13 protein-coding genes and 1 pseudogene are annotated in these 12,916 nt (G+C 31.6%); 12 read left to right on the top strand and 2 right to left on the bottom strand.

What is annotated here, in order from left to right; genetic code table 11:
- Window positions 1-66 precede the first annotated feature (66 nt).
- Together ACH2BP_RS07420 and kdsB are read left to right on the top strand one after the other, a co-directional pair.
- Window positions 67-624 carry a DUF4126 domain-containing protein gene (locus ACH2BP_RS07420; RefSeq protein WP_395058541.1) on the top strand — a complete coding sequence of 186 codons (558 nt, stop codon included), beginning with the start codon at window positions 67-69 and terminating at the stop codon, window positions 622-624.
- 2 nt (window positions 625-626) lie between these two features.
- Window positions 627-1,358 (top strand): 3-deoxy-manno-octulosonate cytidylyltransferase, encoded by a 732-nt coding sequence (gene kdsB / locus ACH2BP_RS07415; RefSeq protein WP_395058489.1) that lies wholly within the window; start codon window positions 627-629, stop codon window positions 1,356-1,358.
- Here kdsB and ACH2BP_RS07410 read toward each other — a convergent pair whose 3' ends face one another.
- Entirely contained in the window at window positions 1,359-2,069 is a 711-nt protein-coding gene (locus ACH2BP_RS07410) for a potassium channel family protein (RefSeq protein ID WP_395058487.1), read from the bottom strand.
- 152 nt (window positions 2,070-2,221) lie between these two features.
- Here ACH2BP_RS07410 and ACH2BP_RS07405 point away from each other — a divergent pair, with 152 nt between their 5' ends.
- The 9 genes from ACH2BP_RS07405 (at window position 2,222) to ACH2BP_RS07365 (ending at window position 10,330) form a co-directional block, all read left to right on the top strand.
- Window positions 2,222-3,457: an HD domain-containing protein gene (locus ACH2BP_RS07405; RefSeq protein WP_395058485.1), complete on the top strand. Its 1,236-nt coding sequence runs from the start codon at window positions 2,222-2,224 to the stop codon at window positions 3,455-3,457.
- 33 nt (window positions 3,458-3,490) lie between these two features.
- A complete protein-coding gene (gene lpxD, locus ACH2BP_RS07400; RefSeq protein WP_395058483.1) occupies window positions 3,491-4,510 on the top strand; it encodes a UDP-3-O-(3-hydroxymyristoyl)glucosamine N-acyltransferase in 1,020 nt (339 codons plus the stop codon).
- 2 nt (window positions 4,511-4,512) lie between these two features.
- Window positions 4,513-5,901, top strand: coding sequence for a bifunctional UDP-3-O-[3-hydroxymyristoyl] N-acetylglucosamine deacetylase/3-hydroxyacyl-ACP dehydratase (locus ACH2BP_RS07395; protein ID WP_395058481.1), 1,389 nt, complete (start codon window positions 4,513-4,515; stop codon window positions 5,899-5,901).
- Window positions 5,902-5,971: 70 nt separating this feature from the next.
- Window positions 5,972-6,754: an acyl-ACP--UDP-N-acetylglucosamine O-acyltransferase gene (gene lpxA, locus ACH2BP_RS07390; RefSeq protein ID WP_395045730.1), complete on the top strand. Its 783-nt coding sequence runs from the start codon at window positions 5,972-5,974 to the stop codon at window positions 6,752-6,754.
- A gap of 85 nt (window positions 6,755-6,839) precedes the next feature.
- Entirely contained in the window at window positions 6,840-7,403 is a 564-nt protein-coding gene (gene efp / locus ACH2BP_RS07385; RefSeq protein WP_395058479.1) for an elongation factor P, read from the top strand.
- Between the two features lie 6 nt (window positions 7,404-7,409).
- Window positions 7,410-8,339 (top strand): UDP-3-O-(3-hydroxymyristoyl)glucosamine N-acyltransferase, encoded by a 930-nt coding sequence (locus ACH2BP_RS07380; RefSeq protein ID WP_395058477.1) that lies wholly within the window; start codon window positions 7,410-7,412, stop codon window positions 8,337-8,339.
- Between the two features lie 2 nt (window positions 8,340-8,341).
- On the top strand, window positions 8,342-8,704 hold the full coding sequence (locus ACH2BP_RS07375; protein ID WP_395058475.1) for a nuclear transport factor 2 family protein: 363 nt from the start codon (window positions 8,342-8,344) through the stop codon (window positions 8,702-8,704).
- Between the two features lie 113 nt (window positions 8,705-8,817).
- The gene (gene sucD, locus ACH2BP_RS07370) at window positions 8,818-9,690 is read left to right on the top strand and encodes a succinate--CoA ligase subunit alpha (protein ID WP_395058473.1); all 873 of its coding nucleotides are present in this window, start codon (window positions 8,818-8,820) and stop codon (window positions 9,688-9,690) included.
- Between the two features lie 211 nt (window positions 9,691-9,901).
- Window positions 9,902-10,330, top strand: coding sequence for a hypothetical protein (locus ACH2BP_RS07365; RefSeq protein WP_395058471.1), 429 nt, complete (start codon window positions 9,902-9,904; stop codon window positions 10,328-10,330).
- 75 nt (window positions 10,331-10,405) lie between these two features.
- On the opposite strand, the gene ACH2BP_RS07360 is transcribed toward ACH2BP_RS07365, so the two are convergent.
- Window positions 10,406-12,571, bottom strand: a complete 2,166-nt coding sequence (locus tag ACH2BP_RS07360; RefSeq protein ID WP_395058469.1) for a DNA mismatch repair protein MutS — start codon at window positions 12,569-12,571, stop codon at window positions 10,406-10,408.
- Window positions 12,572-12,671: 100 nt separating this feature from the next.
- Between ACH2BP_RS07360 and ACH2BP_RS07355 the strand changes: the two are divergent.
- Window positions 12,672-12,916 (top strand): annotated as a pseudogene (locus ACH2BP_RS07355) (uracil-DNA glycosylase); the annotation flags it as partial.

Raw genomic sequence — 12,916 nt, 5'->3', positions numbered from 1 at the left:
TTGAACAACTATTGAGATTCTTCGTTCCTCAGAATGACAAATCCCATTAATTTTAATAAAATTATGATAACAACAGATACCATATTAAGTTTATTCCTAGGAATCGGACTAGCTGCATCGGCTGGTTTTAGAGTATTTTTACCACTTTTTGCATTGAGTTTGGCATCACACTTTAATTTTATTCCACTTAATGAAAGTTGGGCTTGGGTAGGAGGGATCCCTGCCATGATTTCACTAGGAATAGCCATGATTGCCGAGATTTTTGGTTATTATATTCCGTTTATAGACAATCTTTTAGATACAATTGCTACACCATTAGCAGCAATTGCAGGAACTGCTGCGATGGCATCAACATTAGTACATTTAGATCCCATGATGACTTGGGGATTAGCTATAATTGCTGGTGGCGGAACCGCAACTGCCATGCAAGGAATGACAACGATGACACGATTGGCATCATCAGTAAATACGGCTGGTTTAGGAAATCCCGTGGTTTCTACTGCCGAAACAGGAACTGCAATTACTTTGAGTGCTTTTGCCATTTTTTTACCAATTGTAGCAATAATTATTGTTGTTATACTATTTTTGTTAATCTATTGGGTGTATAAAAAATTTAGAAAATAAAAATGAAAATAATCGCAGTAATTCCCGCACGATACGCCTCAACAAGATTTCCTGCCAAACTCATGCAAGATTTGGGTGGAAAAACAGTTATTTTACGAACGTATCAAGCAGCAGTGGAAACCCATTTGTTCGATGATATTTTTGTAGTGACTGATTCTGATTTGATTTATAATGAAATTATTTCTAATGGAGGAAAAGCCATTATGAGTATCAAAGAACACGAATCGGGTAGTGACCGAATTGCAGAAGCCATCGAAAATCTTGATGTTGATATTGTTGTTAATGTGCAAGGTGACGAACCTTTTATAAACAAAGAACCACTCGAAAAAGTGATTGAAGTTTTTAGAAATGATGTTGATAAGCAAGTAGATTTGGCTTCTTTGATGAGAAATATCACGGATAAAAATGATATTCAAAATCCAAATAATGTCAAAGTAATTGTAGACCAACAGGGATTTGCTTTATATTTTTCTCGTTCGGTAATTCCGTATCCAAGAGAAGAAAATGTGGGTGTGAGATACATGCAACACATTGGTATTTATGCTTTTAGAAAACAAGCCTTGTTAGATTTTTATCATTTACCCATGTTGTCACTCGAAGCTTCAGAAAAACTAGAACAACTTCGCTATTTAGAATACGGAAAACGCATCAAAATGATCGAAACTACTCATGTAGGAATTGGAATTGACACTTTGGAGGATTTGGAGAAGGCGAGAGCAATGTTAATCGAATAATTACATTTCACTTTCACTATCAAAATATCCTCTGCTTTTTACTTTTGCTGAAAAGAAATTTAAAAATAAAATTACAAACGATAAGAAAAACATAGCTTGAATACTCACTAAAACTTTTCCAAAAGTAGTTATAGGATAATAATCTCCAAAACCAATAGAATTGGCACTTACAATACTAAAATAAATAGGATCAAACCAATGTAAAAAGGCCTTATTCATATGATTGCCGAAGGAATATAAAACAGCAAATGCAATTACAATTTCAAGATAATTAAAGAATAATAATAGCATCGAACGCTTGTAGGATCGTGGTCGCGATAACATATCTGAAGCAAAAATTAGTGTTGGAATGTACAAAATAGTTTCCAGCAAAAGATAAACCATTACCCATACAACTATCAGATTATCATGCCAATGATATTTTAAAATCAGTATTGGAAATATCACTTTAATAAGAACAAATAAATCCATAGCTAAATCTTGGTATTCAAATCCTTTTTTGCTGGCAAAATACTTAATATAAATTCCAGAAAAAAAAAGTTGAGAAATAGAAAGAAATAATCGAAATATTTTTTCGATTCCGTTATCGTCTTGATGGTCGTTATTCCAAATAGAGCGAATATTCAAAATCCTTTTTTCAATAGGATTAAATCGTTGTTTTTCTTTTTTAGAAATCTTACCAACCAATAATTTTTTCAGAAATGTTTTCATTTGCAGTAATTTAGCTTAGAATGAAATTCTATATTCTTTAGAAATTCGTGTTTATTTTGTTTTGATTTTTATTCTACTAAATTAAAACAAAAAATAAAAATTGTATAACTAATTCTTAAATTCATTTCTATATTTGTATAAATTGAAAAAAAGTGAGCAACACCAACAAACTAAAGATATTCAACGATCCTATATATGGTTTCATTACGATTCCCAATCCGTTAATTTACGATTTAATTCAACATCCATATTTTCAGCGATTGCGAAGAATTTCTCAAATGGGATTATCCTCATTAGTTTACCCAGGAGCAAATCATACAAGATTTCATCACGCTTTAGGTTGTTTGCATATTATGCAAAAAGCCATTCAAGTACTTCGATTTAAAAATACAATAATTTCTGCTGAGGAAGAAAATGCGTTATATATTGCCATTTTACTTCACGATATTGGTCATGGTCCGTTTTCTCATGCAATGGAACGCAGTATTGTAGAAGCTGTGCATCACGAAGAAATTTCGTTATTATTTATGAATAAATTGAATGTCGAATTCGACGGACAATTAAGCTTAGCCATTCAGATTTTTAAAGAAGAATATCCTCGAAAATTTATGTTACAGCTCATCTCTAGTCAGTTAGACATGGATAGAATGGATTATTTAAAACGTGATAGTTTTTATTCTGGGGTAGAAGAAGGAAAGATAAATTCCGACCGACTAATTCAAATGATGAACGTTGTTGATGATGTATTGGTCATTGAAGAAAAAGGAATTTATTCGGTCGAAAAATTCTTAATGGCAAGAAGACTCATGTATTGGCAAGTATATTTGCATAAAACAAGTTTGGTTGCCGAACTTACCTTAACAAACATACTAAAAAGAGCTAAAGAATTGTACCAAAAAGGAATTACAATAAACTGTAGCGATAATTTACTTTTCTTTATTGAAAATAAAATAAGTTTAACTGATTTCAATGATGATATTCTTAATAGATTTGCTCAATTAGATGATACAGATATTGTCGGCGCTGTAAAACATTGGCAAAACCATTCAGATTTTACTTTAAGTTCATTAAGTAAAATGATAATAAACAGAGATTTGCTAAAAATTAAAATGAATGAAGATAAATTTTCAAAAGAAGAAGTTCAGGAATTAACAGAACAATTTTCTAAAACAAATAATATCGGAATTCTAGAAGCAAAATATTTTGTTTTCAAGGGAAATATAAGAAATCAAGCTTACAGCAAATTGGCTGAACCCATACGAATACTCAAAAAAGACGGTTCTATAGAAGACGTAGCATTACTTTCAGACCAATTATCATTAAAAGCATTATCTAAACAAGTCACAAAATATTTTCTTTGTTTTCCAAAACAACTCAATAAAAACTAAAGTTTCTTTTTAAATTTTTATATTTTTGTGCGAATGAAATTTACAGCCGAACAAATAGCAGGAATATTAGAAGGAGAAGTTGTTGGAAATCCAAACGCTACTGTTTCTATGTTGTCTAAAATTGAAGAAGGGACTGAAGGATGCTTAACATTTTTATCAAACCCAAAATATACAAATTATATATATGACACAAAGGCGTCGATAGTAATTGTAAATAATACATTTGTTCCTGATAATGAAATTTCAACCACATTAATAAAAGTAGAAGATGCTTACGGTGCTTTCGCTAAAATTTTAGAATTTTATAATCAAGCAAAAAACAATAAAGCAGGCATTGAAGTGCCTTGTGTTTTATCTGAATCAGCAAAATACGGAAGTAATTTTTATCTAGGCAGTTTCAGTTACGTTGGAGAAAATGTAATCATTGGAAATAATGTGAAAATTTATCCCAATAGTTTTATTGGCGATAATGTAAAAATTGGAGACAATACAGTTATTTTTGCAGGAGCTAAAATTCTTTCAGAAACAGAAATAGGAAACAATTGCAATATATATCCAGGTACTACAATTGGAGCCGATGGTTTTGGTTTTGCACCAAATCCTGACGGAACTTATAGTAAAATTCCTCAAATAGGAAATGTTCTTATCGAAGATAATGTAGATATAGGTGCTTGCACTACAATAGATAGAGCAACAATGGGATCAACGATTATTAGAAAAGGAGTAAAGCTAGACAATCAAATTCAAATTGCTCACAATGTAGAAATTGGCGAAAACACTGTAATTGCAGCTCAAACTGGTATTGCTGGTTCTACAAAAATTGGCAAAAACTGTATGATTGGCGGGCAAGTAGGAATTGCGGGGCATCTAATCATTGGTGACAATGTAAGAATACAAGCACAATCCGGAGTCGGAAAAAACATAAAAGACAATGAAGTCCTACAAGGAAGTCCATCATTTGGGTATTCTGAATATAGCAAATCTTATGTTCATTTTAGAAACCTTCCAAAAATTGTTACAGAAATAGAAGAATTAAAAAAAATAATAAAATAATTATGGTCAAACAAAAAACCATCAATAACGAAATTTCACTTACAGGAGTTGGGCTTCATACAGGAAATGAAGTAAAAATAACATTCAAGCCAGCACCTATAAATAATGGTTTTTCTTTTGTTAGAATAGATTTAGAAGGTTCGCCAATAATTGAAGCTGATGCAAACTATGTTGTAAACACGCAACGTGGTACAAATTTAGAAAAATTAGGTGTAAAAATTCAAACACCAGAACATGTTCTGGCCGCATTAGTAGGTTGCGATTTAGACAATGTGATTATCGAATTGAATGCTTCAGAACTTCCAATTATGGATGGTTCTTCAAAATATTTTGTAGAAGCAATTGAAAAAGCTGGTGTTGCGGAACAAGAAGCAGAAAGAAATGTATATGTCGTAAAAGAAGTTATTTCTTATATAGATGAAGCAACAGGAAGCGAAATAATTGTAATGCCTAGCGATGATTATCAAGTAACTGCTATGGTCGATTTTGGTACTAAAGTTTTAGGCACTCAAAATGCAAGTATGAAAAACATTAGCCAATTTAAAGGTGAAATTGCAGATTGCCGTACCTTCAGTTTCCTACACGAATTAGAAACTTTGTTGGAAAATGGGCTAATAAAAGGAGGAGATTTAAACAATGCTATTGTTTATGTAGATAAAGAAATTTCTGTCGAAACTATGGACAGATTGAAAATTGCTTTTGGAAAAGAGAAAATTTCAGTAACTCCAAATGGTGTTTTAGATAATCTTACATTATTATATCCTAACGAAGCAGCACGTCATAAATTACTTGATGTTATAGGAGATTTATCTCTAATAGGAACAAGAATAAAAGGAAAAGTAATAGCAAATAAACCCGGTCATTTTGTAAATACTCAATTTGCAAAAAAAATGTCTAAATTAATAAAAGCTGAGCAGAGAAATCATATTCCGGTATATGATTTAAACAAAGAACCGTTGATGGATATTCATAAAATCATGAGTATTTTACCACATCGTCCACCATTTTTATTTGTAGATCGAATTATCGAAATGACTGACAGCTCTGTAGTTGGGTTAAAAAATGTAACAATGAACGAAACTTTTTTTGTAGGACATTTTCCAGGAGCACCAGTTATGCCAGGTGTAATCATTGTTGAGGCTATGGCACAAACAGGAGGGATACTAATTTTAAGTTCCGTTCCAGATCCAGAAAATTACTTGACATTTTTTATGAAAATAGACAATGTAAAATTCAAACAAAAAGTATTACCAGGAGATACATTAATATTCAAATGTGATTTAATAACTCCAATTAGAAGAGGGATTTGTCACATGCAAGCTCATGCTTACGCAAACGGAAAATTAGTTGCCGAAGCAGAATTGATGGCGCAAATAGCTAAAATACAATAATTTTTTTGTTGATTTGGTTAATCGTTTATTCGGTTAATTAATTAAACAGTAAAACGATTAAATAAAACATATGAATCAACCACTAGCATACGTTCATCCAGGCGCAAAAATTGCAAAAAATGTAGTTATAGAACCATTTACAACCATTCATAATAATGTTGTTATTGGAGACGGAACTTGGATAGGTTCTAACGTAACTATTATGGAGGGAGCAAGAATAGGTAAAAACTGTAATATATTCCCTGGCGCAGTAATTTCTGCAATTCCTCAAGATTTAAAGTTTGGAGGAGAAGATTCGCTTACCGTAATTGGAGATAACGTAACAATTAGAGAATGTGTCACTGTTAATAGAGGTACAGTTGCTTCAGGACAAACCACTATTGGAGATAATTGTCTAATTATGGCAACAGCACATATTGCACACGATTGTCATATTGGAAAAAATGCTATTGTAGTAAATGGTGTAGCACTTGCAGGTCACGTTACTGTTGGAGATTTTGCGATTATTGGGGGATTAGCAGCCATTCATCAATTTATTTCTATTGGAGATCATGCAATGGTTTCTGGTGGTTCATTAGTAAGAAAAGACGTTCCGCCTTATACAAAAGCAGCAAAAGAACCTTTGTCTTATGTAGGAATAAATTCTGTAGGATTAAGAAGAAGAGGTTTTACAACCGAAAAAATTAGCGAAATACAAAGCATTTACAGAACCTTATACCAAAAAAATTATAATACTTCACAAGCATTAGCAATCATTGAAGCAGAAATGGAAGCAACTCCAGAAAGAGATGAAATCCTAGATTTTATCAGAAATTCTTCAAGAGGTATTATGAAAGGATATACAGGAGTATAAATTTTCTAGTTTAATTGTTTAATCGTTAATTCGGTTAAACAATTAAACAAATTAGCGATTAAACAAATTAACAAATAAATAAAAAATGGCATCTACATCAGATATAAGAAACGGATTGTGTATCAAATTTAACCACGATATTTATAAAATCATCGAATTTCTTCACGTAAAACCCGGAAAAGGACCAGCATTCGTGCGTACAAAATTACGAAGCTTATCTAACGGAAAAGTATTAGATAACACTTTTTCTGCAGGACATAAAATAGACGAAGTTCGTGTAGAAACACATACTTATCAATTTTTATATGCCGAAGGAGATCAATTTCATTTTATGAATGTAGAATCTTTTGAACAAATTACTTTAGATAAAAAAATTCTTGATAATTCAGGATTACTTAAAGAAGGAACAAACGTAATGGTACAAGTAAATACCGAAACCGATTTACCACTTTCTGTAGATATGCCAGCATCAATTGTACTAGAAGTTACTTATGCAGAACCTGGTGTAAAAGGAAATACGGCTACAAATGCAACAAAATCTGCTACCGTAGAAACTGGTGCTTCTATAAACGTGCCTTTATTTATCAACGAAGGAGATAAAATAAAAATAGATACCGCTTCAGGTTCTTATATGGAACGTGTAAAATAATTTTTGATGAAATTTTCTCAAACACAAACCCTTAAAGAAATTGCAAATATCATCGGCTGCGAATATGTAGGTGATGATAATTTTGCTGTTTTGGGTATGAATGAAATTCATGTCGTACAAGCGGGAGATATTGTGTTTGTAGATCATCCAAAATATTATGACAAAGCATTACAATCGGCAGCAACGATAGTTTTAATAAACAAAAATGTTGAATGTCCCGAAGGTAAAGCATTGTTAATTTCAGACGATCCGTTTAGAGATTTCAATAAATTAACCAATCATTTCAGACCTTTTCAAGCGTCGAATGATTCTATTTCGGCTTCAGCCAAAATTGGAAAAGGAACAATTATTCAACCCAATTCTTTCATTGGTAATAATGTAGAAATTGGCGAAAATTGTCTGATTCATTCTAATGTTTCTATATATGACAATACTATTATTGGAAACAACGTCATAATTCATGCAGGAACAATTCTTGGCGCAGATGCTTTTTATTATAAAAAACGTCCAGACGGTTTCGACCAATTAAAATCTGGAGGAAGAGTAGTTATTGAAGATAATGTAGGAATTGGAGCGCTTTGTACTATAGATAAAGGCGTTACAGGAGATACAACCATTGGTGAAGGAACAAAAATTGACAATCAAGTACACGTAGGACACGATACTATTATTGGAAAAAAATGTTTAATCGCTTCACAAACTGGAATTGCAGGTTGTGTAATTATTGAAGATGAAGTCACACTTTGGGGACAAGTAGGAACAACTAGCGGAATAACCATTGGTACAAAAGCAGTGGTAATGGGACAAACGGGCGTTACTAAATCTATCGAAGGTGGAAAATCATATTTTGGTACTCCAGTTCAAGAATCTCGTGAAAAACTAAAACAATTAGCCAATATAAAACGAATCCCCGAAATCATAAATAAACTCAAATAAAGATGACCCCAAAAGAAATAGTTAAAGATTTTTATAAATCAAATGCTTTCTTAGACAGCATTTTATTAGACACTTATATGCATCCTGATGTTTCATTAGATTGGAATAGTAGCAAAGGTTTTCTTCAAATGAATAAAGAAGAAATGGTAAATATTACCAGCCAAATGGGTAAAGCTTATCATTCTTCTAGAATATATATTACTCATTTATTAGAAGATAACAACAAAGTTACAGTACGATACAGTCATTATATAAAGACTATCGAAAATCCAAGAGAAGAAATGATTTTAGCACATTTTATGGTAATTTGGGAGCTAAAAGAAGGAAAATTATATCGAGGATTTCAAATGAGTCAGTTGTCCTAAAGACTATTTTAATTTAATTAAAAGAGCTTAAAAAACTAATTGTTAATTGCTAATTAGTAATTACAATTTCATACTTTTACAACACAATAAAAAAATAACATAAAAAATATATCATGAGTGTTTTAGTTAATAAAGATTCAAAAATAATCGTTCAAGGTTTTACAGGAAGCGAAGGAACTTTCCACGCTGGTCAAATGATTGAATACGGAACAAACGTTGTAGGTGGTGTAACTCCAGGAAAAGGAGGAACAATGCATTTAGATCGCCCTGTTTTTAATACTGTAAAAGATGCTGTTGAACAAGCTGGAGCAGACACAACAATTATTTTTGTACCACCAGCTTTTGCTGCTGATGCAATTATGGAAGCTGCTGATGCAGGAATTAAAGTAATTATTGCAATTACCGAAGGTATTCCTGTTGCAGATATGATTAAAGCAAATGATTATATTAAAGGAAAAAACTGTCGTTTAATAGGACCAAACTGTCCAGGTATTATAACTCCAGGTGAAGCTAAAGTTGGTATTATGCCAGGTTTTGTTTTCAAAAAAGGAAATGTAGGAATTGTTTCTAAATCAGGAACATTAACATACGAAGCTGCTGACCAAGTTGTAAAACAAGGTTTAGGAATAACTACAGCAATCGGAATTGGTGGAGATCCAATTATTGGAACTACAACTAAAGAAGCTGTTGAATTATTAATGAATGACCCAGAAACTCATTGTATCGTAATGATTGGTGAAATTGGAGGTCAACTAGAAGCTGATGCTGCAAAATGGGTTCGTGCAGACGGAAACCGTAAACCAGTAGTTGGATTTATTGCAGGAGTTACTGCTCCAGCAGGAAGAACAATGGGTCACGCAGGTGCAATTGTAGGTGGTGAAGACGATACTGCAGAAGCTAAAAAACGTATTTTACGTGAAAACGGAATTCACGTAGTAGATTCTCCAGCAGAAATAGGTAAAAAAGTAAAAGAAGTTTTGGGGTAATCTCCTAACAATAAATATTTCAAAAAACCGTCTAGTTAAAATTATTAGACGGTTTTTTTATACTACTTTTGCAAACCTTTGGTTTTTAGCTTTCAAAAAATCAAAATTTCATACAACCTGAATCAAAATTGGTTGTAAATATTAATAATAGTAAATAGTTGTTATTTTTTATCAAATAAATAACCTAAAATACAAATACACCATTTTAAAAATGTATAAAGAATTAAAAAAGTTTAAAGTAAGCAATAGTTTTACTTTCACAATAGAAGATAGTTTAGAAGTAGCTTGTAATGCAACAGAAACTGCAAGTGGAGTTTTCCTTGTTTACGCAGTAGAAGGCGAAACAAAAGAACTAATCATGGTTGGTTCTACAGGAACAATCCAGAATGATGGTTCATTAAAAAGTAAAGGTGGCGGTTTGTATGACAAAATTGTAAATGGTCATCAGTTCGCAAAAACAGGACGTAAATATTCTTGGCCAGCACAAATGAAAAAAGAAAATATTGCAAGATTAGAAGTGTATTGGTACGATACTTATAACGATAAAACTAAAGGAATTCCAACATTTGTAGAAGGACAAGTTTTACAAAATTTTCTTGACGAAAACAATCGTTTACCAAGGTGGAATGTTGCTTTTTAATTACGTAAACTAATAAAAATGGTTTTGTAGAAATTACAAAACCATTTTTTATTTTAAGAAAGTTAAAAAGGATAATTATTTAGCTTGTACAAATTCCAAAGCTTCTAAACTTACTTTTGAAGTAAAAACACCATAATTTACAACAGCTTTGTCTTTTTCAATTTTGTCAATTGTACCAACTGATTTTCCGTCGAACATTCTAACTCTGTCGCCAACTTTCAGTGTTATTTTTACTTTTTCAGGAACATGATTTGCCTTGAGTTTCTTTTCTTTTTTCTCCTTACGAATTTCTTCAACCTGAACTGTTACTTCTTCGATAATTACTTTTTTCTTTTCGGCAATGGCTTTCACTTCATTTTTAGTAGCTTTTATTCGTTTTGAATTTTCAATTTCAACTACTTTTAGAAATTCACCAAGCAATTCTTTTTTGTTTTTATTGTTAAAATATTTTTCTGATATAGCTTCGATTTTCTGTCCTAAATAAATGGTTTTCTGGTTACTGTCATATAATTCCTGATAGTTTTCTAATTTTTGCTTGACTTTTGCATTGATAGTTTCCATTTTTTTGTTTTCTTCACGCGCTTTGTTTTCTTCTTCTTTCAAATTGACCGAAGTTTTTTCCATTTTAGAACGTTCTTTTTGCAAGTTGGCAATGGTTTTGTCAAAACGAACTTTACCAGTTTCTATTTTCTTTTTGGCACGATTAATTAATCCAAACGGAATACCATTTTTTTGAGCTACTTCAAATGTAAATGAACTTCCTGCTTGTCCCAAAGCCAATTTATACATTGGTTCTAGGGATTTTTCGTCAAAAAGCATATTGGCATTGGTAGCAAATGGAAGCTCATCAGCTAGAATTTTAAGATTGGTATAATGTGTTGTAATAATGCCAAAAGCTTCCCGATGGTAAAATTCTTCTAAGAAAATTTCGGCTAAAGCTCCACCCAAATCAGGATCGGAACCAGTACCAAATTCGTCAATTAAAAATAATGTTTTTGCATTACATTTTTTCAGAAAATAATTCATGTTCTTCAATCGATAACTGTATGTACTCAGATGATTTTCAATTGATTGGTTGTCACCAATATCTGTCAAAATTCTATCGAACAAACAAGTTTCGCTTCGTTCGTGAACTGGAATTAGCATACCAGATTGCAACATTAATTGTAGTAATCCAACCGTTTTTAAAGAAATTGTTTTTCCTCCAGCATTAGGACCAGAAATTACAATAATTCTATTTTTAGAATCAAATTCTATGGTTTGTGGATGCGTAATTTCATTTTTAACTTTGTTAGTCAAATACAAAATAGGGTGGAAGGCATCACGAAAATATATTCTACGTTCTTTTGTTATTTTTGGTAAAATTCCGTTTATTCTGTTGGCATATTTTGCTTTTGCAGCAATCAAATCAATATCACTTAAAAAATCTTGGTATTGAATTAATAATGGCAAAAATGGACGAATTACATTAGTCAGCTGTTTTAAAATTCGAGTAATTTCTTCTTTTTCTTCATATTCTAAATTACTTAATTCTCGAGAATATCTTAACGTTGCTTCGGGTTCTATAAATGCCAAACTTCCTGTTTTCGAACTCCCTAAAATCGTACCTTTTACCTTACGGCGATACATGGCTAAAACGGCTAAAACCCTACGATTATTGACAAAACTTTCTTTAATATCATCTAAATAACCTAAGCCATTATATTGTGTTAAAGCCATACCGAAACTTTGATTTACTTTTCCACGAATAACATTCATATCACGACGGATATTTAGTAAATCTGGAGAAGCATTGTCTTTTATTTCACCATATTTATCTACAACATCATCTATACAGCTAATGATGGTTTTTGTAAGTTCAATTTGGCTTGATTTTTTATATAAATTAGGATAATAATCTTCAAATTTTCTGAAATATTGAAGTAAAATATTCGTGTTTTCAGATAACGTAGCAATTTTACGAAAACTTCCTACTTCTAGAAAACTATCTTCGATGCCTAGAAATTTTATTTCATAAGTGATAGCATCAAAACCATGATTAGGAATCGCATTGTTATTTTGAAAAGAAGCAATATATTCTGACGTTTGATGCAAAGCTGTCATCAAAGATTCTTCGTCTTTGAAAGGCGTTATTGTTAAAGCTTTTTCCTTGCCAATATCAGTATTGCAAATGTTAGAAACTGTTTCTAAAATGGTAGAAAATTGTAAATCTTGAAGTGTTTTTTCGGTAATTGAAATCATTTTTTTAAAGCTGCAAAGGTTCTAAGTTGCAAAGTCCCAAAGTTACAAAGTTTAAGAGTAGTAATGAATCAAAGTGATTATATTTGTTAAAAATTAACGAATGTTTACACTATCTGATTCTAATTCTTGGAACCCCTTTTTTGAGATAGAAAATAAGAGACCTTATTTTCAAGATTTGATGAATGCGATTGACGAAGAATATGAAAACCATACTTGTTTTCCGCCAAAGGAATTCATTTTTAATGCTTTTAATTCTTGTGATTTTTCGAATTTGAAAGTTGTTATTATTGGTCAAGATCCATATCATGGAGATGGAGAAGCGAATGGTTTGTGTTTTTCTGTAAA

This window comes from Flavobacterium sp., from assembly GCF_043756175.1.
In the GTDB taxonomy this organism is placed as follows: domain Bacteria; phylum Bacteroidota; class Bacteroidia; order Flavobacteriales; family Flavobacteriaceae; genus Flavobacterium.
Note: the sequence above shows the minus strand (reverse complement) of the source record. Positions and strands in the feature narration are given on the sequence as shown.